Source organism: Brevundimonas sp. 01N35, from assembly GCF_056399785.1.
This window is the reverse complement of the sequence record NZ_JBFTRZ010000012.1, coordinates 61,558-85,149: the sequence shown is the minus strand read 5'-3', so window position 1 is coordinate 85,149 and position 23,592 is coordinate 61,558. Positions and strand designations below refer to the sequence as shown.

At 67.4% G+C, this 23,592-nt stretch carries 18 protein-coding genes; 9 read left to right on the top strand and 9 right to left on the bottom strand.

Features of this window, described 5'->3' with window-relative positions; all coding sequences use genetic code 11:
- Positions 1-54 precede the first annotated feature (54 nt).
- Entirely contained in the window at positions 55-372 is a 318-nt protein-coding gene (locus AC1DJ5_RS12690; RefSeq protein ID WP_477020841.1) for an antibiotic biosynthesis monooxygenase family protein, read from the top strand.
- Here the strand turns inward: AC1DJ5_RS12690 and rlmJ are convergent.
- The gene (rlmJ, locus tag AC1DJ5_RS12685; protein ID WP_477020840.1) at positions 369-1,190 is read right to left on the bottom strand and encodes a 23S rRNA (adenine(2030)-N(6))-methyltransferase RlmJ; all 822 of its coding nucleotides are present in this window, start codon (positions 1,188-1,190) and stop codon (positions 369-371) included. The two genes, AC1DJ5_RS12690 and rlmJ, sit on opposite strands and share 4 nt — an antisense overlap.
- Positions 1,191-1,276: 86 nt before the next feature.
- Here rlmJ and AC1DJ5_RS12680 point away from each other — a divergent pair, with 86 nt between their 5' ends.
- Entirely contained in the window at positions 1,277-2,308 is a 1,032-nt protein-coding gene (locus AC1DJ5_RS12680; RefSeq protein ID WP_477020839.1) for a DNA topoisomerase IB, read from the top strand.
- Positions 2,309-2,386: 78 nt separating this feature from the next.
- A complete protein-coding gene (locus AC1DJ5_RS12675) occupies positions 2,387-2,791 on the top strand; it encodes a hypothetical protein (RefSeq protein WP_477020838.1) in 405 nt (134 codons plus the stop codon).
- A 60-nt stretch (positions 2,792-2,851) separates the two neighbouring features.
- On the opposite strand, the gene tdh is transcribed toward AC1DJ5_RS12675, so the two are convergent.
- Entirely contained in the window at positions 2,852-3,901 is a 1,050-nt protein-coding gene (tdh, locus tag AC1DJ5_RS12670; protein WP_441454951.1) for an L-threonine 3-dehydrogenase, read from the bottom strand.
- 214 nt (positions 3,902-4,115) lie between these two features.
- Here tdh and xrtH point away from each other — a divergent pair, with 214 nt between their 5' ends.
- On the top strand, positions 4,116-4,655 hold the full coding sequence (xrtH, locus tag AC1DJ5_RS12665) for an exosortase H (RefSeq protein WP_477020837.1): 540 nt from the start codon (positions 4,116-4,118) through the stop codon (positions 4,653-4,655).
- Positions 4,655-5,305: an exosortase H-associated membrane protein gene (locus AC1DJ5_RS12660; RefSeq protein ID WP_441454953.1), complete on the top strand. Its 651-nt coding sequence runs from the start codon at positions 4,655-4,657 to the stop codon at positions 5,303-5,305. Before xrtH ends, AC1DJ5_RS12660 begins: the two co-directional genes overlap by 1 nt.
- Positions 5,306-5,329: 24 nt before the next feature.
- Here the strand turns inward: AC1DJ5_RS12660 and AC1DJ5_RS12655 are convergent, their stop codons facing one another.
- The gene (locus AC1DJ5_RS12655) at positions 5,330-6,520 is read right to left on the bottom strand and encodes a glycine C-acetyltransferase (RefSeq protein ID WP_477020855.1); all 1,191 of its coding nucleotides are present in this window, start codon (positions 6,518-6,520) and stop codon (positions 5,330-5,332) included.
- Positions 6,521-6,656: 136 nt separating this feature from the next.
- On the opposite strand from AC1DJ5_RS12655, the gene AC1DJ5_RS12650 reads away from it, so the two are divergent.
- Both AC1DJ5_RS12650 and AC1DJ5_RS12645 read left to right on the top strand, forming a co-directional pair.
- Entirely contained in the window at positions 6,657-8,699 is a 2,043-nt protein-coding gene (locus AC1DJ5_RS12650) for a TonB-dependent receptor (protein ID WP_477020836.1), read from the top strand.
- A 220-nt stretch (positions 8,700-8,919) separates the two neighbouring features.
- Positions 8,920-11,712: a TonB-dependent receptor gene (locus tag AC1DJ5_RS12645; protein ID WP_477020835.1), complete on the top strand. Its 2,793-nt coding sequence runs from the start codon at positions 8,920-8,922 to the stop codon at positions 11,710-11,712.
- 180 nt (positions 11,713-11,892) lie between these two features.
- On the opposite strand, the gene mce is transcribed toward AC1DJ5_RS12645, so the two are convergent.
- From mce to AC1DJ5_RS12625, 4 genes are all read right to left on the bottom strand, one after another.
- Positions 11,893-12,315: a methylmalonyl-CoA epimerase gene (mce, locus tag AC1DJ5_RS12640; protein WP_477020834.1), complete on the bottom strand. Its 423-nt coding sequence runs from the start codon at positions 12,313-12,315 to the stop codon at positions 11,893-11,895.
- Positions 12,315-14,474 (bottom strand): methylmalonyl-CoA mutase, encoded by a 2,160-nt coding sequence (gene scpA / locus AC1DJ5_RS12635; RefSeq protein WP_477020833.1) that lies wholly within the window; start codon positions 14,472-14,474, stop codon positions 12,315-12,317. Before scpA ends, mce begins: the two co-directional genes overlap by 1 nt.
- On the bottom strand, positions 14,471-15,850 hold the full coding sequence (locus AC1DJ5_RS12630) for a methylmalonyl-CoA mutase family protein (RefSeq protein WP_477020832.1): 1,380 nt from the start codon (positions 15,848-15,850) through the stop codon (positions 14,471-14,473). Before AC1DJ5_RS12630 ends, scpA begins: the two co-directional genes overlap by 4 nt.
- Before the next feature lie 181 nt (positions 15,851-16,031).
- On the bottom strand, positions 16,032-18,008 hold the full coding sequence (locus AC1DJ5_RS12625; RefSeq protein WP_477020831.1) for an acetyl/propionyl/methylcrotonyl-CoA carboxylase subunit alpha: 1,977 nt from the start codon (positions 18,006-18,008) through the stop codon (positions 16,032-16,034).
- A 95-nt stretch (positions 18,009-18,103) separates the two neighbouring features.
- Between AC1DJ5_RS12625 and AC1DJ5_RS12620 the strand changes: the two genes are divergently transcribed.
- The gene (locus AC1DJ5_RS12620) at positions 18,104-18,517 is read left to right on the top strand and encodes a GIY-YIG nuclease family protein (RefSeq protein WP_477020830.1); all 414 of its coding nucleotides are present in this window, start codon (positions 18,104-18,106) and stop codon (positions 18,515-18,517) included.
- A 295-nt stretch (positions 18,518-18,812) separates the two neighbouring features.
- Here AC1DJ5_RS12620 and AC1DJ5_RS12615 read toward each other — a convergent pair whose 3' ends face one another.
- Positions 18,813-20,348: an acyl-CoA carboxylase subunit beta gene (locus AC1DJ5_RS12615; RefSeq protein ID WP_477020829.1), complete on the bottom strand. Its 1,536-nt coding sequence runs from the start codon at positions 20,346-20,348 to the stop codon at positions 18,813-18,815.
- 131 nt (positions 20,349-20,479) lie between these two features.
- Between AC1DJ5_RS12615 and AC1DJ5_RS12610 the strand changes: the two genes are divergently transcribed.
- Positions 20,480-21,889 carry a short-chain fatty acyl-CoA regulator family protein gene (locus AC1DJ5_RS12610; RefSeq protein WP_477020828.1) on the top strand — a complete coding sequence of 470 codons (1,410 nt, stop codon included), beginning with the start codon at positions 20,480-20,482 and terminating at the stop codon, positions 21,887-21,889.
- 190 nt (positions 21,890-22,079) lie between these two features.
- Here AC1DJ5_RS12610 and AC1DJ5_RS12605 read toward each other — a convergent pair whose 3' ends face one another.
- Entirely contained in the window at positions 22,080-23,582 is a 1,503-nt protein-coding gene (locus AC1DJ5_RS12605; protein ID WP_477020827.1) for a CoA-acylating methylmalonate-semialdehyde dehydrogenase, read from the bottom strand.
- Positions 23,583-23,592: the final 10 nt, after the last annotated feature.

The following is a 23,592-nucleotide window of genomic DNA, read 5'->3' as shown; positions in this document are numbered from 1 at the left end:
CGTCTCCCTCTGGATTGAGGTAGAAGTCGGGCGATTGCAACGAGGCCGCCCCTCATGTCCGCCGACGCAAACGACGATTCTCCGGTCGTCCTGATCAATATCTTCAAATGCGACGCCCGCCGTCAGGAAGGCCTGATGGCGCACCTGACGGCCTTGGCGCAGGTGCAGCGCGCCCTGCCGGGCTTCGTCACGGCCACCCTGCATCGGGGGCTGAACGGCCGCGTGATTGCCAACCACGCCGTCTGGGCCAGCCCCGGCCACTGGAAGGCGATGACCCGTCATCCCGACGTGATGGCCGCCATGGGGCCGATCCTGGCCATCGCCACCTTCGAGCCCCACCTCTATGAGCCGGGCGAGGTCGTCGGGGCCTAGCCGGCGGTCCAGACCTCGGCCCGCGCGCCCGCATCGCCCAGAGCCTGAGCCGCCCAGCCGCAGATTTCCGCAGCCGCCGCCTCGGCCCCCGAGGGCGGGTTGACCACCGTCATGGTGCAGCCGTTCATCTTCATCGGGTTGTTCAGCGGCCGCAGACGCGCCTCGGCGACCAGCACCCGGCCGACCTTGGCCTCTTCCAGGCGACGAATGAAGCCGTCGAAGGTCTCCATATCCTTCAACGGGGTCCAGATGGCCACGGTCGCCGTGCGGTCATAGCGCAGGATGGCAGCAGCGGTCTCGGCCGAGCGCAGATAGTCGTCGGGTCGTTCAAACGGGGGGTCGATCAGGACCAGCGGCCCCTTGGCGCTCCGCGCCGCCTTCAGCGCCTCCGCATAGCCGTCGCCTTCATGCCCCTCGGCGGCGGGCCAGTCGGCCAGGGCCTCGGCCAGCATTTCCTGAACCGGCGGATGGAACTCGAAGCCGACATAACGGTCGCCGTCGCGCAGCGCGCGGGCCATCAGCAGCGGCGACCCCGGATAGAAGCGCGCCCCGCCGTCGGGGTTCAGCGCGGCGACTTCGGCCGCCAGCGCCTCGATCAACGGCGGCCGGTCCTCGGCGGTCATCAGCCGCGCCACGCCCGCCTCGGCCTCCCTGGACCGCGCGCCGTCGCCGGACAGGTCATAGAGGCCCGCGCCCGCGTGGGTGTCGATGACCGTGACGGGTCCCCTCTGCTGGCGTTCCTTCAGCAGCCACAGGACCAGGGCGTGTTTGACCAGGTCGGCGAAGTTTCCGGCGTGAAAGCTGTGGCGATAATTCATGGCTGCTCGTCCTCCGCCAAAGGCGCGAGGTCAAGAGGAACGCTCTGGCATCCAGCCCGTTGGCTGGCAGCGGTGAGGAATCCACCATGCCCGACGGCTCCGCCAACGGCCCCAGCGCCACGGATATTCCTGAGGGTCTGAGCTGGTGCGCCGACGACAGTCCTGGGATCGAGCGCCGCCGCGCCGGTCAGGGTTTCACCTATCGCGACCCGCACGGGGTGACGATCCAGGATCCGAAGGTGCTGGATCGCATCCGCGCCCTCGCCATTCCACCGGCCTGGGAAGACGTCTGGATCTGTCCGCGCGCCAACGGCCACGTCCAGGCGACGGGACGCGACGCCCGGGGGCGCAAACAATACCGCTATCACGCCGAATGGACGGCCCACGCCGCCAGCGACAAGTTCGATCGCCTGCCGACCTTCGCCCTCGCCCTGCCCGGGTTGCGGCGTCAGATCGAAGCGGACCTATCCCTTGAGGGGCCCTGCAAGGCCAAGGTGCTGGCGACCGCCGTGCGCCTGCTGGAGATAACCCTGATCCGGGTCGGCAACGCCCGGTATGCGCGCGCCAACCGCCACTACGGCCTGACCACCCTGCACAAGCGTCATCTGGAAGTGGACGGCGCGGCCCTGATCTTCGCCTTCAGGGGCAAGAGCGGCGTCGAGCACCACGTCAGCGTCCGCGACCGACGGCTGTCCGGCGTGGTTCGAGCGCTGCGCGATCTTCCGGGCCAGCATCTGTTCAAATACCGCGACGATCAGGGCCGCCTCTACCCCGTCACCTCGGACGACGTGAACGCCTATATCCGCGCAGCCATGGGCGCGGAATTCTCGGCCAAGGATTTTCGCACCTGGGCCGGCACGGCGTCGGCCGCGCGGACCCTGCGCGAGATTCAGCCCCCGTCCTCGCCCGGGGACGCGAAGAAGAAGATCACCATCTGCGTGAAGACGGTCTCGGGTCTGCTGGGCAATACGCCGACCGTGTGCCGCAGCGCCTATGTGCACCCCCTGGTGTTTGAGCGGTTTCGGAGAGGCGATCTGGCCGATGTCCTGCCCGATCCCGACGCCGCAGACTTTGACGCCGCCTTGATCAGCCTGCTGCAGACGGCGAGCGAAAAATAGCGGTTGTTTCGATTGAAGAACCGTCGTTCTTCGCCTAACGCCGAAACCCAGACCATAAGAAGAACGAGGAGGACGCCGATGGACTATCGCCTTTCCAACCGCTTCCTACGGCTGGCCGTCGTCTTCGCCCTGATCGGCATGTGTCTGGGCTATTATATGGGCGTGACGGAACAGTTCGTCGCCGCGCCGGTTCACGCTCACATCAACCTGCTCGGCTGGGTGTCGATGGCCCTCTACGGCCTGTTCTACCGGGTTCAGCCGGGGGCGGCGCTGGGGCGGCTGCCGACGGTCCATTTCTGGGTGGCCGTGATCGGCTTGCTGGTCTTCATGCCCGCCCTGACCGCCAAGCTGCTGGGATCAGCCGGGATGCAGGCCGCCGCCAATATCGGCCTGATGGTCGGCACCACCCTGACGTTGGCGTCGATGTTCCTGTTCGCCGTGATCGTCTTCCGCGCCACCGGCGACCGAACGGCTGCGGCCTGATACGAAAAAGGCCCCCTGTCCTCGTCGAACAGGGGGCCGATATCATCGGGCGTCAGGCGGTTACGCCTTGTCCCAGTTCAGCACCACCTTGCCGGACTTGCCGGATTTCATGGCCTCGAAGCCTTCGCGGTAGTTCTCGAACGGCATCTGGTGGGTGATCAGCGGCGTCAGGTCCAGACCGGCCTTCAGCAGGCCCAGCATCTTGCGCCAGGTGGTGAACATTTCGCGGCCATAGACGCCCTTGATGGTCAGGGCCTTCAGGATGATCGTGCCCCAGTCCGTCTCGGTCGGTCTGGCCGGAATGCCCAACAGGGCCAGCCCGCCGCCCATGATCAGGGTGTCGACGCACTGCTTGAAGGCGATGGGCGAACCCGACATCTCCAGCGCCACGTCGAAGCCGACCTTGAGGCCCAGTTCCTTCATGACGTCGTGCAGGTCTTCGCGGGTGGTGTTCACCGTCCGCACGCCCGGCGCGACCTTCTGCGCCAGTTCCAGTCGGTAGTCGTTGATGTCGGTCAGGACCACGGTGCGGGCCCCCGCGTGGCGCGCCACGGCGGCGGCCATGATGCCGATGGGACCGGCGCCGGTGACCAGGACGTCCTCGCCCAGCAGGTCGAACTGCTGCGCCGTGTGCACGGCGTTGCCGAACGGATCGAGGATCGAGCCGATCTCATAGGGCACGTCGTCGGGCAGTTCGATGACGTTGAAGGCCGGGGCCACGACGTATTCGGCAAAGGCGCCCTGACGGTTCACGCCAATGCCGCGCGTGGCGGGGTCGAGATGGAAGTGACCGGCGCGGGCCGCTTCAGAGTTCAGGTCGATGACGTGGCCCTCGGCCGAGACGCGCTGACCGATCTTGAGGCGACGATCCACATCCTTGCCGATGGCGACAATCTCGCCGGCGAACTCGTGGCCGGTGATCATGGGGACCGGGACGTTCTTCTGGGACCACTCGTCCCAGTTCCAGATATGGATGTCGGTGCCGCAGACGGCGGTGCGGTGCACCTTGATCAGCACGTCCTCGTCGCCCGCGACGGGGATGGGCGCGTCGATCAGTTCCAGCCCCTCGGCCGGTTTCATCTTGGCCAGGGCCTTCATGGTGGCGGTCATGGATCGTGCTCCTGTTGGTCAGACGCAGCCGCTAGGCCGCCTTGACGAGGACCGCAAGCGGCCCAGGCGAAAACTTCGCCCTGCGGAGCGGCCAACCCGCCCCATAACGCCGTAACGATCAGACCTGTGCGCGCGACCGTGAATCGGCTAGCGACGGTGATCCGGATGCTGGCCCGCACGCCCGCCGAACCCCTAGTGGACGCTTCGCCAAGTCATGCCGCGCTTTTTCAAATCCCCTGCCGTCCAGTATCTGGGCCTGTTCGCCCTGCTGGCCGTGACCCTGTTCAGCGTTCTGGCCACGCCTTGGGCCGAGCGGCTGTTCGTCCAGCCCTTCACCCAGTTGCTGGTCAATGCCTGCGCCCTGGTGCTGCAGCCGTTCGACAGCCGGGTGCTGGCGCAGGGCGACATCCTGCGCTTTTCCGACGGGCATGGCGCGGTGCAGGTGCTGGCCGGCTGTAATGCGGTCGAGGTCTGCGCCCTGTTGATCGCCGCCATCCTGGCCTTTCCAGGCCGCCTGCGCGACGGACTGATCGGGGCCGCCGCCGGGGTGGCTGCGCTGCAACTGGTCAATCTGCTGCGGATCATCAGCCTGCTTTATCTGTCGCGCGGGTCGGAATCCCTGTTCGAGTTCTTCCACCACTATGTCTGGGACGCGATGATTGGGTTGGAGGGCCTGCTGGTCTTCTTCTTCTGGACCCGTTGGCAGAGCCGTCAGCCCGGCAAGGCTCCCAAGACCGCCAAGGAAGCCGCCTGATGGCCGCCTGGTTCGAAACCCTGGGCGCCCCCACGCCGGAAGAGGCCGCGCGGCGTCGCTTCGGCCTGTGGTCGCTGGGGATGTTCATCCTGCTGCTGCCGCCGTGGTGGCTGTGGGGCGCCGATCTGGCGGCGGCGGGACTGCGACCGGTGGCAGGTCTGGTGTTCCGCCTGCTGGGACTGACCGGCGAGATCAGCCTGGCCGCCGATGGCGGCTGGACCGTCGGCACCCGCCTGACCAGCGGCGGCGTTCCCGTAAACTATGACGTGGCGCAGACGGCGATCCGGCGGTTGCTGCTCGGCTTCCCGCTGGCGGTCGCCTTCCTGACCGCGCCGCCGCGCACGCCGCACCCGCTCAAGGCGGCAGTCGTCACGACCCTGGTTCTGACGCTGCTGTTCACCCTATCGCTGACGGCTCTGATCTGGGGCGATCTGGCGGCGCAGTTGAACCCCGCCCTGGCCCCGCCGAGCGCCGGGGGGGCGCCGCCGTTGGATCAGCCGCCCTTGCCCGCCATCGTGGCCCAGATCGCCATCATCGGCCGCTACATCGGCATGTCGGTGGCGCCGCTGATCGCCACGGTGCTGCTGTGGGCCGCGCTCAATCCGGCGGGCCGATCCGTCGTCATGGCCGACGACAGCCTGAAGTCGTGAGGCTGCCCGAAAGCAGACCGGGGGTCAGATGACCCCCAACTCCTTGCCCGCCTGCGTGAACGCCGCCACGGCGGCGTCGATCTGTTCAAAGGTATGCGCCGCCGACATCTGGGTGCGGATGCGGGCCTGACCGCGCGGCACCACGGGGAAGCTGAAGCCGATGACATAGACGCCCAGCTCCAGCATCCGCGCGGCCATGTCCTGCGCCAGCTTGGCGTCGCCCAGCATGACGGGGATGATCGGGTGCTCGCCCGGTTGCAGGGTGAAGCCCGCCGCCGTCATGGCCGAGCGGAAGCGCGCGGCGTTGGCGAACAACTGGGCGCGCAGGGCGTCGCCCTCTTCGCCCGCGGCGATGCGGATGGCCTCCAGCGACGAGCCGCAGACGGCGGGCGCCAGGGCGTTGGAGAAGAGGTAGGGCCGCGCCCGCTGCTTCAGCAGGGCCACGACGTTAGCCTTGGCGCAGATGAAGCCGCCCATGGCGCCGCCCAGAGCCTTGCCAAAGGTGCCGGTGACGAAGTCCACCTCGACGCCGTTCCAGGCATAGGAGCCGCGCCCCTTGTCGCCCAGGAAGCCGGTGGCGTGGCAGTCGTCGACCATGATCAGGGCGCCGTACTGGTCGGCCAGGGCCCGGATGTCCTTCAGCTTGGCGATGTAGCCGTCCATCGAGAAGGCGCCGTCGGTGGCGATGATGATCTCGCGCGCGCCGTCGGCCCGGGCCTGCTTCAGCTGGGCCTCCAGGTCGGCCATGTCGGAGGTATTGAAGCGATAGCGCTTGGCCTTGCACAAGCGCACGCCGTCGATGATCGAGGCGTGGTTCAGGCTGTCGGAGACGATGGCGTCCTCGGCCCCGAACAGGGGTTCAAAGATGCCGCCGTTGGCGTCGAAGGCGGCGGCGAACAGGATCGTATCCTCAAAGCCGAGATAGTCGGCGATGGCGCGTTCCAGCTCCTTGTGGATCTCCAGCGTGCCGCAGATGAAGCGGACCGAGGCCGTTCCGGCGCCCCACTTCTCCATCGCCTTGATCCCGGCCTGCGTCACGCGCTCGTCGCCGGCGAGGCCGAGGTAGTTGTTGGCGCAGAAGTTCAGGACGTCGCGGCCGTTGACCGAGATCACCGGCCCCTGACGCGAGGCGATGACGCGCTCGGGCTTGGTCAGGCCCTGGGCGTCGATGTCGGCCAGTTCGGCGGAGACGCGGTCATAGAAGACCGAATTCATATTCTGGGTCATGTGCGCTCCGCTACGCCGAATCCGCGCTGTTTTGAAGCCCCAGGTTCGCCCCAGCACCCGGACGCTTGCGCAATGATATACTATAACATATCACGTCATCTTCGCTGTAACGGGGATGCGTACCATGCGACTTCAGACTCTCCTGCTCACCGCCGCAGGCGCCGCCGCGCTGTCGAACGCCGCCTGGGCCGCCGATCCGGGCGCCCCCGCCGATCCGCAGGAAGCCGTCACCGTGGTGCCTGAAGTCGTGGTCCACGCCCTGCCGCTGGGCCGCGCCGGCGACGACGTCGGCTCGCACGTCGCCCTGCTGAGCGGCGACGAACTGGTCCACCGTCGCCAGTCGACCCTGGGCGACACGCTGAGCGGCATCCCCGGCGTCAACTCCGACACCTTCGGCGGCGGCGCCAGCCGCCCGGTGGTGCGCGGTCAGGCCGCCCCGCGCGTCAAGGTGCTGAGCGAAGGCGCCGGCCTGATGGACGCCTCGGAAGTCTCGCCCGACCACGCCATCTCCGGCGAACCCCTGCTGCTGGAAGGCATCGAAATCCTGCGCGGCCCCTCGGCGCTTCTCTATGGCGGCGGCGCCATCGGCGGCGCGGTCAATCTGCTGGACAAGAAGATCCCCACCCGCGTTCCGGCCGACGGCGGCGAGGGCGTCGCCGAATTCCGGCTGGGGTCGGTGGACAATGAAGAAGCCGGCGTGGTCGGCCTGACCGTCGGCGCCGGACATTTCGCCGTCCGCGTCGAGGCCGCCGCCCGCAAGACCGACGACTATAAGGTCCCCGACCAGGCCGAACCGCGCCTGGACGGCTCCTACAACGAGACCTCCACGGCGACGCTCGGCGCCTCGTACATCGGGTCGCGCGGCTATCTGGGCGCGGCCTACACCGAACAGACCAGCCGCTACGGCCTGGCCGGGCATGAGCACCAGTTCGAAGGCTGCCACCCGCACGGCGACGAACTGCACTGCGACGCCGACGATGGTCACGACCATGGCGGCGGCGACGCCGGCCACGACGTCCCCGAGGTCCGGCTGAAAAGCCGCCGCGTCGATGTGCGCGGCGAACTGAGCGATCCCCTGCCCGGCGTCGAGAACGTGCGTCTGCGCGCCGGCTACACCGACTATCGGCACGACGAACGCGATCAGGGCGTCGTCTCGACCACCTTCACCAATCAGGGCTACGACGGCCGCGTCGAGGTCCAGCACAAGCCGGTCGCCGGGTTCAAGGGCGTCGTCGGCCTGCAGTTGAGCAAGAGCGACTTCGCCGCCGTCGGCGAGGAAAGCTTCCTGGCCCCCAGCACGACCAGAAACACCGGCCTGTTCGTGATGGAGGAATACGAACTGGGCGACTGGCATTTCGAGGGCGCCGCGCGTCAGGAATGGCAGCAGGCCTCGGCCCTGGCCCTGCCGGACGCGGACCACTCGCCCTTCTCGATCTCGGGTTCGGCGGTCTGGCATTTCACGCCCGGCTGGACCGGCGCCGTGTCGCTGTCGCGCTCTCAGCGCGCCCCCTCGGCGCAGGAGCTTTATGCCGACGGCGTCCACCTGGCGACCAACACCTTCGAGATCGGCTCATCGGACCTGAAGGTCGAGACGGCCAATGCGCTGGAGCTGACGCTTCGCAAGAGCGCCGGCGCCACCACCGGCTCGGTCAGCGCCTACCACTACATCTATGACAACTACATCTTCGCCCGCACGCTGGACCAGGTCGAGGACTTCCGCCTGATCCGCTACAGCCAGTCCGACGCAACCTTCACCGGTCTGGAGGGCGAGGTCCGTCAGCAGCTGACGCCGTGGCTGTCGGCCACCGTCTTCGGCGACTATGTGCGCGGCCAGTTGAAGGGCGACGGCGGCAACCTGCCCCGCATCCCGGCGGCGCGTCTGGGCGTGCGGGCCGAAGCCTTCTCGGGCCCGTGGTCGGGCGACGTGGAATACAGCCGCACCTTCAAGCAGAACGACATCGCCGCCTTTGAGCACGAGACGCCCGGCTTCAACATGGTCAACGCCACCGTGGCCTATGACGTCGAACTGGGCGGGATGAAGTCGCAGGTCTTCTTGCGCGGGACCAATCTTCTGGACGAACTGGCGTTCAACCACGCCTCCTTCCTGGCCGAAGTCGCGCCGCAGCGGGGCCGTAACCTGGAGCTGGGCGTCCGCACCCGCTTCTAGAGACACGCCGATCGAAAATAGAGGGGCGGGGTCCGACGGACTCCGCCCCTTCGTGCGTTTGAACAGGCCTGTCAGCTCTGCTGTGACTTTTCCGCGTCATTACAGGCCTTTAATCTTGAAGGCCGCGAACGGCCATTGTTCGGCGCACATGAGTCTCTAAGCGAGCCGACAGACGCCAACGGGGGGCGGCGTCACGCCCCCGATTCTGTCAGGATTCCGCATGTCGCCCGTCGTGATGTTGCTCGCCCTCGCCTCCATGGACCCCGCCGTCGCCGCGCCGGTTGAGGCCGCTCCGAGCCAACAGGCGCAGACGCGCTCCAAACCGGGGAACGAGGAAACCTACGACCTCGGCGAAATCACCGCCACCAGCGCCAAGCGCGGCGCGGCCATCGGCGATTTCGAGCCCGAGCTGGTTCTCGACGAAGAACAGATCAAGGCCTACGGCGCGAGCAGCATCGCCGAACTGCTGCAGGCGCTGGCGCCCCAGACGCGCAGTTCGCGCGGCGGCAGCGGCATGCCCGTGCTGCTGGTCAACGGCCGCCGCATCTCGGGCTTCCAGGAAATCCAGGGCCTCCCGCCCGAAGCCATCGAGCGCACCGAGGTTCTGCCCGAGGACGCCGCCCTCGCCTACGGCTACACCGCCGACCAGCGGGTGGTGAATTTCGTCCTCAAGGCCCAGTTCCGTTCGGTCACCACCCAGGCCAGCACCCGGCGCCCCGATCAGGGCGGCCGCACGGTCAGCCAACTGGAGAACAACTTCCTGCGCATCGCCGGCAAGCAGCGCTGGACGATGGATCTGGAATACCGAAACGAAACGCCGCTGTTCGAGACCGAACGCGACATCATCCGCTCCACCGACGGCGCGCCCTATGACCTGCTGGGCAATGTCACCGCGCCCGGCGGCGGCGAGATCGATCCCGCCTTGTCGGCGCGTTTCGGCGCGCCCGTCAAGATCGCCGGGGTGACGCCCGCTGCGGCGGACGGCTCGGCCAGCCTGGCCGACTTCACCAACGGCGCCCGCACCGGCGATCTGAACGCCTACCGCACCCTTCTGCCCAAGCGCGAGCAGGGCACGGTGCGCGGCTCGGTGATGCACGACCTCAACGGCACGACGGCCCTGACGGTCAGCGGCAGCCTGGAGGACACCACCAGCTTCAGCTTCCTCGGCCTGCCGGGGGTCAGACTGACCTTGCCGACGACCAGCCCCTATTCGCCGTTCGGGAACGATGTGATCCTGAACCGCTACGTCAACGCACCCGACGCCCTGTCGCGCACGACCGACACCCTGGCCGGCAAGGCGGGCTTCGTCGCCGACGGCTTCCTGGGCGACTGGCGCTGGACCCTGACCGGCGGCTACGACCGCACCGAGGTCAAGACCAGCACCGGCCGCGGCCTGGACGCAACCACGCTGCAGGCCGGCGTCAGCGCCGGGAGCATCAACCCCTTCGCCGATCTTCCGGCCCTGCCGACGGGCGGCGTCGACACCGCCCGCTCGGTCTCCAGCCTGGCCAACGCCGAGGTCGTGTTCAACGGCAACGCCTGGGACGGCCCGGCCGGCAGGCTGAACTCGACCCTAAAGGTCGGCTTCAACACCCAGTCGCTGGATTCCGAAAGCGTGCGGTCGGGCGTCTTCTCCGAGCGCTCCCTGTCGCGGAACCGCGCCAGCGCTTCGGGCAACTTCAACCTGCCCATCGCCAGCCGGAGCCGCGAGGTGCTGGGCGCTCTCGGCGACCTCTCGGCCAATCTGAACCTGGGTTATGAGGACCTGTCGGACTTCGGCGGCCTGACCTCCTACACCCTGGGGCTGAACTGGACCCCGTGGGAGCCGGTCAGCTTCACCGCCAGCTACGCCAACGAGCAGAACGCGCCGTCGATGTCGCAGTTGAACGACCCGACCATCTCGACGCCGAACGTGCCGGTCTATGATTTCGCCACGGGCCAGTCGGTGAACATCACCCGGATCGAGGGCGGCAACCTCGGGCTGTCGGAAGAGACCAAGAAGACCCTGCGGTTCGGCGTCAACCTGACGCCGATCAAGGACAAGGACCTGAGGATCACCGCCAACTACACGCGGACCCAGGTCGACGGCTCCATCGCCTCCTTCCCGACGATCACGCCGGAACTGGAAGCCGCCCTGCCCGAGCGGTTCGTGCGTGCCCCCCGAGGCCAGTGCCCCACAGGCGAGTTGCTGTGCCCCGTAGGCGAACTGCTGTCGATCGACGCGCGCCCGCTGAACTTCCAGGGCGCCGAGCGTCAGGAAATCCGCTGGGGCTTCAACTACTCCACCCCCTTCGGCAAGCCGGATCCGGCCGCGGCCGCGCGCATGGGCATGGGCATGGGCGGCGCAGGCGGCCCGCGTTCCGGCGGTCCCGGCGGTCCCGGCGGTCCCGGCGGCGGCCCGCGCCCGGGCGGCGGCGCTCCGATCATGATCACGAGCAGCAGCGGCGGCCCCGGCGGCGGCGGCGGCGGCGCAACCACGTTCCGTATGGGCGGCGGCGGCCCGCGCGGCGGCGGCATGCAGGCGGGCCAGGGCCGTTTCAACTTCTCGCTCTATCACACCTATCGCCTGCAGGATGAGATCACGATCCGCGACGGCCTGCCGGTCCTCGACCTGCTGGACGGCGCTGCCACCGGCTCGCGCGGCGGCCAACCGCGCAATGAAATCCAGATGCAGACCGGCGTGTTCAAGAGCGGCATGGGCGCCTTCATGAACGCCAACTGGCGGGATTCCACCCGTATCGACGGCGGCGGCTCGGGTGCCCAGGACCTGACCTTCTCGGACCAGACGACGGTCGGACTGAACGTCTTCGCCGACCTGTCGTCGCGGCCGACCTGGGTGGCCAAGTATCCGTGGCTGAAGGGCGCGCGGGTCAACATCGGGGTCGAAAACCTGTTCGATTCACGCCTCGAGGTCCGCGACGCTCAAGGGAATACGCCGCTGAGCTATCAGAGCGACTATCTGGACCCGCTGGGCCGGACCTTCCGCATCAGCCTGCGGAAAATCCTGTTCTGATCAAGAAAAAGGCCCGGTCATCGACCGGGCCTTTTGCTATCCTGCCCCGCTCATCCCGGCGGACGCCGGGACCCAGCGAGAGCTTCACGCGTGACCTTGAGTATCGCGGTTTCGAGACCGCCAGCCTTTAGCCAAAGGACTGGATCCCGGCGTCCGCTGGGATGAGCGATTGATGAGAAGTCAGTGATCGCCTTTCGGCGCCTCCATCAGCTCGATCAGAACGCCGCCCATCTCCTTGGGGTGCAGGAAGACGACCGGCGTGCCGTGGGCGCCGATGCGGGGCTCGCCCGTGCCCAGGATGGTCACGCCCTTGGCGCGCATCTCGGCGACGGCGGCGTGAATGTCGGCCACCTCGAAGCAGACGTGGTGCTGGCCGCCCTTGGGGTTCTTGGCCAGGAAGCCGGTGATCGGGCTGGTCTCGTCATAGGGCTCGATCAGTTCGATCTGGGCCGTCGGCGTGTCGATGAAGCAGACCCTCACCCCCTGCGTCGGCAGGTCGAACGGCTCGCCTATCTTGGTCGCCCCCAGGATGTCGCGATACAGCTTGATCGAGTCCGCAATCGAGGGCGTGGCGACGCCGACGTGGTTTAGATTGCCGATCATTACTTCTTCTCCGCCGGCGCAGGCTGGGCATAGCCCAGACGCAGGTTCAGCTTTTCAATCAGGTCCGCCGCCGTCTCGGCGATCACCGAGCCAGGCGGATAGACCGCCGCAGCGCCCATATCGAGCAGGGGCTGGACGTCGGCGGGCGGAATGACGCCGCCGACCACGATCATGATATCCTCGCGGCCCAACTTGGCCAGTTCGGCGCGCAGTTCGGGAACCAGCGTCAGGTGCCCCGCCGCCAGCGACGAGGCGCCGACCGCATGGACGTTCTTCTGCACCGCGTCGCGCGCGGCCTCGGCGGGCGTCTGGAACAGAGCCCCCGCCGTCACATCAAAGCCGATGTCGCCGTAGCCGGTGGCGACGACCTTCTGGCCCCGGTCGTGGCCGTCCTGACCCAGTTTGGCGATCAGGATGCGCGGCGGGCCGCCGTCATTTTCCACAAAGGTCGCGACCATGTCGCGGGCGCGGGCCACCTTGGGATCATTCCCGGCTTCCTTGCCGTAAACGCCCGAGACGGTCTTCACCGAGGCGACGTGGCGGCCAAACGCGGCCTCCAGCGCGTCGGAAATCTCGCCCACGGTGGCCTTGGCGCGGGCGGCCTGCACCGCCAGCTCCAGCAGGTTGGCGTCGCCACGTGCCCCATTGGTCAGGGCCTCCAGCGCGGCGTCGGTCGCGGCCTGATCGCGCTCGGCGCGCAGGCGCTTCAGCTTGTCGATCTGGGCGGTCAGAACGGCGGCGTTGTCGACCTTGAGCATCGGAATGCTGTCGGGCGTGTCATTCAGATAGCGGTTCACGCCGACCACGGTCTGCTTGCCGGTATCGATCCAGGCCTGGGTCCGGGCGGCGGATTCCTCGATCCGCAGCTTGGGGATGCCGGCCTCGATGGCGGCGGCCATGCCGCCCAGGGCCTCGACCTCGGCCATGTGGGCGCGGGCGCGCTCGGCCAGTTCATGGGTCAGCCGCTCGACGTAGAAGCTGCCGCCCCAGGGGTCGACGGTGCGGGTAAGGCCTGTCTCCATCTGCAGCAGGATCTGCGTGTTCCGCGCGATCCGGGCCGAGAAGTCGGTCGGCAGGGCCAGGGCTTCGTCCAGAGCGTTGGTGTGCAGGCTCTGCGTCTGACCGCCCGCCGCCGCCATGGCCTCGACCATGGTGCGCGAGACGTTGTTGAACACGTCCTGCGCCGCGAGGCTCCACCCCGAAGTCTGGCAGTGAGCCCGCAGCGACAGCGACCGCTGGTCCTTGGGTCCGAACTTCTCGGCGACCTTTTCAGCCCACAGCAGGCGGCCGGCCCGCATCTTGGCCACCTCCATGAAGTAGTTCATGCCGATGGCCCAGAAGAAGGACAGGCGCGGCGCGAACCGGTCCACGTCCATCCCGGCGTCGACGCCCGCCTTGATGTATTCCAGACCGTCCGACAGCGTGTAGGCCAACTCGATGTCGGCCGAGGCCCCGGCCTCCTGCATGTGATAGCCGGAGATGGAGATGGAGTTGAACTTCGGCGTCTCCTGCGCGGTCCAGGCGAAGATGTCCGAGATGATCCGCATCGAGGGTGCGGGCGGATAGATGTAGGTGTTGCGGACCATGAACTCCTTCAGAATGTCGTTCTGAATGGTTCCGGTCAGGGCGGCGTGCGGCACGCCCTGCTCTTCCGCCGCCACGACATAGAGGGCCAGGATCGGCAGAACGGCGCCGTTCATGGTCATGGACACCGACATCTGATCCAGCGGAATGCCGTCGAACAGGGTCCGCATGTCCAGAATGCTGTCGATGGCCACGCCGGCCATGCCGACGTCGCCCTTCACCCGCGGGTGGTCGCTGTCATAACCCCGGTGAGTGGCCAGATCGAAGGCGATCGACAGCCCCTTCTGACCCGCCGCCAGGTTGCGGCGATAGAAGGCGTTGGACTCCTCGGCGGTCGAGAAGCCCGCGTACTGGCGGATCGTCCACGGATTGCCCGCGTACATGGTCGGGTACGGTCCGCGCATATAGGGCGCGAAGCCCGGCAGGCCGTGGATGGCGTCCAGACCGTCCAAGGCTTCGGGGCCATAGGAGGTCTCGACCGTCAGGCCCTCGGGCGTCAGCCAGGGATCGCGCGTTGGCCCTGAGCCAGTCGTGGTCAGGTCGAGATCGACCTTGGAGAAGTCGGGGAAGCTCATTGGCTCGCCTCCTCGGACGCCATTTCAAAGGGCGCGGCGAACCGCACCGGGGTCAGGGCGGCGGCGTGCACGGGAACATAGGCGGGATCAGCCGTCTCGACCGGCGCCGGGCGCGGATCGGGATCGACGTATTTGGTGACGCCGACCATGTGGCGGGCGCCGTCCTTCAGCGCCGCTTCCAGCTGGCCGCGCGCGCGTTCGACGCGGGGCTGGATCAGGTGATGCTTCAGGGCCTCGACCACGCCGCCTTCGGCTTCGATCGACTGGAACTCGGTCCAGCCGGCCTCGGCCAGATCGCGGGTGCGGCTGTCCAGGAACCAGGACCCGGCGGCGGGATCGTCCACCCGGCCCAGATTGGCTTCTTCCATCAGCACCAGCTGGGTGTTGCGGGCCTGACGGCGGGCGAAGGCGTCGGGACGGCCCTCGGCGCGGGTGAAGGCGTCCAGCACCACCACGTCGGCGCCGCCGACAGCGCCGGCGAAACCGGCGGCGGTCAGACGCAGCAGATTGGGCCAGGGATCGCGCGCCGACAGCATCCGCCGCGACGAGCGGGCCTCAATGATGGCCGGGGTCTCATGCCCGAAGGCCTTGGACACGCTGGCCCAGATCAGGCGCATCGCCCGCACCTTGGCCAGGGCGTCGAAATACTCGGCGTCGACGGAGACGCCCAGCACCACGCCCTTCAGCGCCTGCTCGATGGTCAGGCCGGCAAGCACGGCGGCCTTCACATAGGCCACGGCGCTGGCGGCGGCGAAGGCCAGTTCCTGCCCTGCCGAACCGCCAGCCTCGTGCACCACGCGGCCCGAGGCCAGGAACAACTTCGCGTCGGGATAGGTCCCGGCCAGACGCGCGGCGGCGTCAGCCGCTTCGGTCACGGCGGCGTCGATCTCGCCCTCGCCCGCCTCGGCGTAGGCCGAGATGGGGTCGAGGTGGAATTGCAGCTGCGCCCGGGGCGAACCCTTGGCCACGGCCGCCAAGGCCTCGGCCGCCTTCACGCCGTCAAAGCCCGCGTCCAGCGCCACCGGCGCCAGTTCCAGAGCCACGCCGTCGAGCGCGGCGGCCAGCGTCGCTTCATCCGTCGTGAACGCGCCCCTCAGCACCACCGAGGCGGCGCCGTTTTCAAGATCGGTCAGGACGGCGGCCTTGATCGCCGCCGCCTCGACGCCCTCGACCAGGGTGCGCAGGTCCCACGCCCGCCCCTCGGCGTCCGTGGTGCGCGGCGCGCGCAGCGCCTGCACCCCGGTCGCGTCGGCATAGAGCGGCCGGACGAGCAGGCCGTCGGCGTCGAGGTGGAGCAGGCTTTCGATCGCCCGCCCCTTCAGCGCCTTCTCGGCCTGTTCGCGCCATTCCAGCGGCGTCGGCGTTACAAAACTCATGACCGCGCTGTCCCTTTCGTCGTCGTCCCATTCAACGTCATCCTGGGCCCCGTGCCCAGGATCCAGACACGCGACGCCGGATGCGGGCCACGGGCCAATGACGTGTTTCTGGATCCTCGCCACAAGGGCGAGGATGACGGATCGTGAGTAGGCGAGAATGACCGATCAGGCATGAAGGCCATCAACCAAACTCCACCAGCACGTCGTCGGCGGCGACCGGATCGCCGGCCTTGGCGCCGACCGCCTTCACCACGCCGTCACGCTCGGCCTTGAGGATGTTCTGCATCTTCATGGCTTCGATGATGGCGACGGTCTCGCCCGACTTGACCTCCTGACCGACCGTCACGGGGATGTCGACGACCAGACCCGGCATGGGCGACAGCACCAGCTTGGAGGTGTCGGCGGCGACCTTTTCCGGCAGGCGCTGATACATCTCGGCGGCGCGCGGCGTCAGGACGCGCACGCGGGCCTTCGCCGCCCGGTGGCGGATGTCGAAGCCGTCCGGCGCACGCTTCACCTCGGCGGTGAAGGGCTCGTCATCGAGCACGGCGCGGAACTGGGCCATGCCCGGACGCCAGTCGATTTCCGACAGGGTCAGGTCGCGCTCGTCCAACGAGATGACCAGATCCTCGGCTTCGTCATAGGACAGCGACACCTCATGGCCTTCGCGGCCGATCAGCACGGTCCAGTGGGTGCGTTCCGAAGGGTCGCCCGCCTGTTCGGCCAGAACCTCGTTCATCGCCGCAGCCACGGTGATGAAGATGTCCTTCTGCGCCTCGCTGGGTTCCAGACCCCGGAAGCCGTCGGGGAACTCGTCCTTGATATAGCTGGTCGACAGTTGGCCGGACTTGAAGCGCTCCTGATCCATCACCGCCGACAGGAAGGGCACGTTGTGGCCGACGCCCGACAGATGGGTGTCCTCCAGCGCGCGAGCCATGCCGGTGACTGCGGCTTCACGCGTCTCGCCCCAGGCGCACAGCTTGGCGATCATGGGGTCGTAGAACATGCTGATCTCGTCGCCCTCGCGGACGCCGGAATCGTTGCGGACCGTGTAGTCGCCCTGATCGCCTTCCTCGGGCTGCTCATAGCGCACCAGACGGCCGATCGACGGCAGGAAGCCGCGATAGGGGTCCTCGGCGTAGATGCGGCTTTCGATGGCCCAGCCGTTGATCGACAGGTCTTCCTGCTTGAAGCCCATGGTCTCGCCGGCCGCCGAACGGATCATCTGTTCGACCAGATCGACGCCGGTGATCAGCTCCGTCACCGGGTGCTCGACCTGCAGACGGGTGTTCATTTCCAGGAAGTAGAAGCTGCGGTCTTGCCCTGCCACGAACTCGACCGTGCCGGCCGAGTCGTAGTTGACGGCGCGGGCCAGGGCCACGGCCTGATCGCCCATGGCCTTGCGCGTCGCGTCGTCCAGCAGGGGCGACGGGGCCTCTTCGATGACCTTCTGGTTGCGGCGCTGGATCGAGCATTCGCGGTCGAACAGCGAGACGATGTTGCCGTGCTTGTCGCCCAGCACCTGAATCTCGATGTGGCGCGGGTTGACGATGAACTTTTCGAGGAAGACCCGGTCGTCGCCGAAGGCGGTCAGGGCCTCGGCCTTCACGGCGGCGAAGCCCTCGGCCATGTCGGCGTCGGAATGGGCGACGCGGATGCCCTTGCCGCCGCCGCCGGCCGAGGCCTTGATCATGACCGGATAGCCGATCTCATTGGCGATCTTCACCGCCTCTTCGGTCGATTCAATCAGGCCCATGTGACCCGGCACGGTCGAGACGCCCGCTTCGGCGGCGAACTTCTTGGACGTGATCTTGTCGCCCATGGCCTCGATAGCGTGCGGGTTCGGGCCGATGAAGGTGATGCCCTCGGCCTCGAGCCGACGCGCGAAGACCGGGTTTTCCGACAGGAAGCCGAAGCCGGGGTGCACGGCCTCGGCGCCCGACTGACGCACCGCGTCCACGATCTTGTCCTGGATCAGATAGGACTGGGCGGCGGGCGACGGCCCGATGTGGATGGTCTCGTCGGCCATCTCGCAGGCCAGCGACCCGGCGTCGGCGTCCGAGTAAACGAGCACCGTCTTGATGCCCATCTTGCGGCAGGTCTTGATGATGCGAACCGCGATCTCGCCCCGGTTGGCGATGAGGATTTTGGAGAACATGATTATGCTTTCTCTGCCGTCATCCTAGGCCTTGTGCCTAGGATCCAGAAACACGACGCGGCCGTGCCTGCTGGCGAAGTTGAGAGGGGAACGGGATGGTCAGTCGAGACGGCCTGATCGGCGTCTATATGATGGCGAACCGTATGCACGGGGTGATCTACATCGGCGTGACCAGCGACCTGATCATGCGAACCGACCAGCATCGCAGGGGCGTCGTCGAAGGCTTCACCCGACGATATGGGCTGAAGCGCCTGGTCTGGTACGAACACCACGAGACGATCGTTGACGCCATCCAACGGGAGAAGTCGCTGAAACGCTATCCCCGCGACTGGAAGAGCAACTTGATCGAGCGAATGAACCCCGACTGGTCCGACCTGTTTCCCGCCCTGATGTCCGGGGGAGCCGAGACGGCGCCGGACATCGAGGCCTATCGCGACTGGACGCCCGCCGAAAAGGCGGCGCCCAAGCCGCGGCTGCTGCCGAAGAACTGGCGAACGGACGAAGGCTGAACGCCCATCCCTTACTTCCGGCATCCTCGCCCTTGTGGCGAGGATCCAGACACGCGACGTCGCTCGTGACCCGCCAACGACGGAGTCTCTGGATCCTCGGGACAAGCCCGAGGATGACGCGGGGTGTGTGAGGGAAACTGAGCGCCCATCCCTTGCTTCCGTCATCCTAGGCCTTGTGCCTAGGATCCAGACACGCGCCCTCGCCCATGAAACGCCAACGACGGAGTCTCTGGATCCTCGGGACAAGCCCGAGGATGACGGCGGTTGGGGAGGGACGGGCAGAGGCACGGTCAACCTACAGCGGAATGTTGTCGTGCTTCTTCCAGGGATTTTCCTGGGTCTTGTTCTTCAGCGTGCGCAGGGCCTTGATCAGGCGGCGGCGCGTGCCGTGGGGCATGATGACGTCGTCGATGTAGCCCAGGCCCGCCGCCACGAAGGGGTTGGCGAAGCGTTCCTTGTACTCGGCCTCGCGCGCCGCCAGGGCCTCGGGGTCGCCGGCCTCCTTGCGGAAGATGATCTCGACCGCGCCCTTGGCGCCCATGACCGCGATCTCGGCGGTGGGCCAGGCGTAGTTGACGTCGCCGCGCAGGTGCTTGGAACTCATGACGTCATAGGCGCCGCCATAGGCCTTGCGCGTGATGACTGTCAGCTTGGGCACGGTGGCCTCGGCATAGGCGAACAGCAGCTTGGCGCCATGCTTGATCAGGGCGCCGTACTCCTGCTTGGTGCCCGGCATGAAGCCCGGCACGTCCACCAGCGTCACCAGCGGAATGTGGAAGGCGTCGCAGAAGCGGACGAAGCGCGCGGCCTTGCGGCTGCTGTCGATGTCCAGCACGCCCGCCAGAACCTGAGGCTGGTTGGCGACGATGCCGACGCTCTGGCCGTCCAGACGGCCGAAGCCGCAGATGATGTTCTTGGCGAAGTCGGCGCCGATCTCGAAGAAGTCGGCCTCGTCGACCGTCTTCAGGATCAGCTCCTTCATGTCATAGGGCTGGTTCGGATTGGTCGGGACCAGGGTGTCGAGGCTGGCCTCATCGCGATCCGGCTCGTCATAGCTGTCGCGGGCCGGCGGCTTTTCGCGGTTCGACAGGGGCAGGAAGCCGATCAGGCGGCGGACCTCGGACAGGGCCTCCAGATCGTTCTCGAAGGCGCCGTCGGCGACCCCCGACTTGCCAGCGTGAACGCGGGCGCCGCCCAGGTCCTCATGGCTGACGACCTCGTTGGTGACGGTCTTCACCACGTCCGGGCCGGTCACGTACATATAGGACGTGTCCTTCACCATGAAGATGAAGTCGGTGATGGCGGGCGAATAGACGTCGCCGCCCGCGCACGGACCCATGATGACCGAGATCTGCGGGATGACGCCCGAGGCGAGCGTGTTCTGCAGGAAGATGTCGGCATAGCCGGCGAGCGATTCCACGCCCTCCTGAATGCGCGCGCCGCCCGCATCGAACAGGCCGATGATGGGTGCGCCCGCCGTCAGGGCCATCTTCTGGATCTTGACGATCTTGGCCGCATGCGCGCCGCTAAGAGAGCCGCCGAAGACCGTGAAATCCTTGGAGAAGACATAGACCAGACGACCGCCGATGGTGCCGCGTCCGGTGACCACGCCGTCGCCGGGGATGCGCTGCTCGGCCATGCCGAAGTCGTGGCTGCGGTGCTCCACGAACATGTCGGTCTCTTCGAAGCTGCCTTCGTCCAACAGGACTTCGATCCGTTCGCGCGCGGTCAGCTTGCCCTTGGCGTGTTGGGAGGCGATGCGCTTCTCACCGCCGCCCAGTTTGGCGGCGGCGCGGCGGCGCTCAAGCTCCTCGAGGATGGCCTGACTCATAACTTGGGCGACTCCCTGCAATCGTTCGTGATCACCAAGACGCTCCGTTGCAAAAAGGCAATCGCAACTTTGCAAAAGGGGCGTAAGTGCGTAAGCCTGCCAAGGTCGACGGGTCGTTTTGCAAAGTTGCGATGGCGGAAAAACTCTATCTCGGGGCCAAGGTGCGCAAGCTGCGCGAGGCGCGCGGCTGGACGCTGGAAGCCTGCGCCGGGCGGCTGGCCCTGTCGCCCTCCTATCTTTCGCAGATCGAGACCAACCAACGCCCGGCGACGGCGCGAGTTCTGATCGCCCTGACGCGGGCCTTCGACGTGGACGCCAGCCTGTTCGACCTAGACGGCGACGCCCGTTTGATCGCCGACCTGCGCGAGGCCGTCACCGACGTCGCCGGTCACGCCGAAGCCCCTTCGGCCAATGAGCTGAAGCAGGCGGTGACCAACACCCCCCGGCTGGCGCGACAGTTCCTGGCCCTGCATCAGGACTATCGCCGTCTGGACGAGCGGCTGAAGACGCTGAACGAGACCCTGGGCCGCGACGAGCGGGCGCAGGCCGCCCCTGCCCTGCCCTATGAGGCCGTGCGCGACTTCTTCCACTATCGCGACAACTACATCGACGTGCTGGATCAGGCGGCGGAGGCGCTGGCGGAGCAGTTGGGGCTGGGTTCCGGCGGCCACCCGGAGCGCGATCTGGAAGCGGCGCTGAACGATCTGTGCGGGGTCCGTCTGGCGACCGGCGAAGGGCGCGGCGCGATGCGGCGCTTCGATCCGGCGGCGCGCATCCTCTATGTCGACGCCAGCCTGCCCGGCGCGACGCGGTGCTTCCTGATGGCGCACCAGCTGGTGCTGCTGCGCTTCCACGACCTCATCGAGCATGAGCTGGACCGGGCGGCCTTCGACATCCCCGCCGCGCGCGACGTCTGCCGGGTCGGTTTGGCCAACTATGCGGCGGGCGCCCTGCTGCTGCCCTACCGCCGCTTCCTCGAGGCGGCGCGCGAACTGCGTCACGACGTGGACCGACTGCGGAACCGTTTCCACGTCAGCTTCGAGCAGGTCTGCCACCGGCTTTCGACGTTGCAGAGGCCCGGCTGGCGCGGCGTGCCCTTCTATTTCGCGCGGGTGGACATGGCCGGGAACATCACCAAGCGGCACAGCGCCACCCGGTTCCAGTTCGCCCGCTTCGGCGGCGCCTGCCCCCTGTGGAACGTGCACGAGGCCTTCGGCGCCCCGGACCGCATCCTGGTCAACCTGTCGGAGATGCCCGATGGCTCGCGCTACATCTGCATCGCCAAGAGCGTGTCCAAGCCCGGCGGCTCCTACCTGGAACCCGACCGCCGCTACGCCCTGGGCCTCGGCTGCGAGATCGAACACGCGGACCAGCTGGTCTATGCGGCGGGGCTGGACCTGAACGGCCCCCCGACGCGGATGGGCGTCAGTTGCCGCATCTGCGAGCGCACCGACTGCGCTCAACGCGCCTTCCCGCCCATCGACCGGACACTGCACGTGCCGGAGCATGAGCGGGGGGTGATCCCGTACACGCTGAGCTAACTAAGCTTCCTTCTCCCGATGGGAGAAGGTGGCCCGAAGGGCCGGATGAGGGTCGCTGGCCGCCATCGGCGTAAGCCGTCGCGACACGGCTGACGCCGACGGACAGGTCGAACCCTCACCCTTTCGCCTTAGCGGATCGCCTTTGGCTCTCCGAGGCTCAAGCCCTCTCCCACCGGGAGAGGGTCTTGGTTTACCCCATCGTCGGGATGACGAAGCTCGAGTCCGCGTGTTCCAGCGCGCTGTCGGGCCAGCGGGCGGTGACGGTCTTGGTCTTGGTCCAGAAGCGCAGACCTTCCATACCGTGCTGGTTGATGTCGCCGAAGGCCGAGCGCTTCCAGCCGCCGAACGAGTGATAGGCCACCGGCACCGGGATCGGCACGTTGATGCCGACCATGCCGACGTTGACGCGGGCGGCGAAGTCGCGGGCCGCGCGGCCGTTCTGAGTGAAGATGGCGACGCCGTTGCCGTACTGGTGCTTGCTGGGCAGGCTCAGCGCCTCCTCGAAGCTGGCGGCGCGCATGATCTGCAGCACCGGGCCGAAGATCTCTTCCTTGTAGGATTCCATCTCGGGCTTGACGTGGTCGAACAGCGACGGGCCGATGAAGAAGCCCTTCTCGTGACCCTGCAGGCTGAACTCGCGGCCGTCGACGACCAGTTCGGCGCCTTCCTCGACGCCCTTGTTGATCCAGCCCAGGACCTTGTCCTTGTGGGTCTGGGTGACGACCGGGCCATAGTGGGCCTCGGCGTCGGTCGAGACGCCGACGCGCAGGTTGGGGATTTCCGACACCAGACGCTCGCGCAGTTCGTCGGCGGTGCGCTGACCAACCGGCACCACGACCGGCAGGGCCATGCAGCGCTCGCCCGCCGAGCCATAGGCCGCGCCGGTCAGGTCCTTGATCACCTGATCCATGTCGGCGTCGGGCAGGACGATGCCGTGGTTCTTGGCGCCGCCCATGGCCTGGACGCGTTTCCCGTGCTGGGCGCCCATCTGATAGACGTAGTGGGCGATGTCGGACGAGCCGACGAAGCTGACGGCGTGGACGTCGGGGTGGGTAAGGATGGCGTCGACCGCCACCTTGTCGCCGTGGACGACGTTCAGCACGCCCTTGGGCGCGCCGGCCTCCATCATCAGTTCGCCCAGACGCACCGGCAGCGACGGGTCACGCTCCGACGGCTTCAGGATGAAGGTGTTGCCGGCGGCGATCGCCATGCCGAACATCCACATCGGGATCATGCCGGGGAAGTTGAACGGGGTGATGCCCGCCACTACGCCCAGCGGCTGGCGCATGGAATAGACGTCGATTCCGGGGCCGGCGCCTTGCGTGTATTCGCCCTTCAGGGCGTGCGGGATGCCGCAGGCGAACTCGATGACTTCGAGCCCGCGCTGGATGTCGCCCTTGGAGTCGGCGATGACCTTGCCGTGTTCCGAGGACAGCAGCTCTGCCAGCTCGTTCATGTTCGCCTCGACCAGGCGCTTGAACTCGAACATGACGCGGGCGCGGCGCTGCGGGTTGGTGCTGGACCAGCCTTCGAAGGCGGCCTGGGCGGCCTGCACCGCGCGGTCCATCTCGCTGACGGTCGCCAGTTGGACGCGGGCCTGAACTTCGCCGGTGTTGGGGTTGAACACGTCGCCGAAGCGCCCGGACGCGCCCTCGAAAGCCGCACCGTCGATGAAGTGGCGAATGTCGCGCATTGGGCGTTTC

Excerpts from the sequence above, each read along its gene's own strand:
- AC1DJ5_RS12690 (WP_477020841.1), top strand. The coding sequence starts at position 55 with ATGTCCGCCGACGCAAACGACGATTCTCCGGTCGTCCTGATCAATATC.
- rlmJ (WP_477020840.1), bottom strand. The coding sequence starts at position 1,190 with ATGAATTATCGCCACAGCTTTCACGCCGGAAACTTCGCCGACCTGGTC.
- AC1DJ5_RS12680 (WP_477020839.1), top strand. The coding sequence starts at position 1,277 with ATGCCCGACGGCTCCGCCAACGGCCCCAGCGCCACGGATATTCCTGAG.
- AC1DJ5_RS12675 (WP_477020838.1), top strand. The coding sequence starts at position 2,387 with ATGGACTATCGCCTTTCCAACCGCTTCCTACGGCTGGCCGTCGTCTTC.
- tdh (WP_441454951.1), bottom strand. The coding sequence starts at position 3,901 with ATGACCGCCACCATGAAGGCCCTGGCCAAGATGAAACCGGCCGAGGGG.
- xrtH (WP_477020837.1), top strand. The coding sequence starts at position 4,116 with ATGCCGCGCTTTTTCAAATCCCCTGCCGTCCAGTATCTGGGCCTGTTC.
- AC1DJ5_RS12660 (WP_441454953.1), top strand. The coding sequence starts at position 4,655 with ATGGCCGCCTGGTTCGAAACCCTGGGCGCCCCCACGCCGGAAGAGGCC.
- AC1DJ5_RS12655 (WP_477020855.1), bottom strand. The coding sequence starts at position 6,520 with ATGAATTCGGTCTTCTATGACCGCGTCTCCGCCGAACTGGCCGACATC.
- AC1DJ5_RS12650 (WP_477020836.1), top strand. The coding sequence starts at position 6,657 with ATGCGACTTCAGACTCTCCTGCTCACCGCCGCAGGCGCCGCCGCGCTG.
- AC1DJ5_RS12645 (WP_477020835.1), top strand. The coding sequence starts at position 8,920 with ATGTCGCCCGTCGTGATGTTGCTCGCCCTCGCCTCCATGGACCCCGCC.
- mce (WP_477020834.1), bottom strand. The coding sequence starts at position 12,315 with ATGATCGGCAATCTAAACCACGTCGGCGTCGCCACGCCCTCGATTGCG.
- scpA (WP_477020833.1), bottom strand. The coding sequence starts at position 14,474 with ATGAGCTTCCCCGACTTCTCCAAGGTCGATCTCGACCTGACCACGACT.
- AC1DJ5_RS12630 (WP_477020832.1), bottom strand. The coding sequence starts at position 15,850 with ATGAGTTTTGTAACGCCGACGCCGCTGGAATGGCGCGAACAGGCCGAG.
- AC1DJ5_RS12625 (WP_477020831.1), bottom strand. The coding sequence starts at position 18,008 with ATGTTCTCCAAAATCCTCATCGCCAACCGGGGCGAGATCGCGGTTCGC.
- AC1DJ5_RS12620 (WP_477020830.1), top strand. The coding sequence starts at position 18,104 with ATGGTCAGTCGAGACGGCCTGATCGGCGTCTATATGATGGCGAACCGT.
- AC1DJ5_RS12615 (WP_477020829.1), bottom strand. The coding sequence starts at position 20,348 with ATGAGTCAGGCCATCCTCGAGGAGCTTGAGCGCCGCCGCGCCGCCGCC.
- AC1DJ5_RS12610 (WP_477020828.1), top strand. The coding sequence starts at position 20,480 with ATGGCGGAAAAACTCTATCTCGGGGCCAAGGTGCGCAAGCTGCGCGAG.
- AC1DJ5_RS12605 (WP_477020827.1), bottom strand. The coding sequence starts at position 23,582 with ATGCGCGACATTCGCCACTTCATCGACGGTGCGGCTTTCGAGGGCGCG.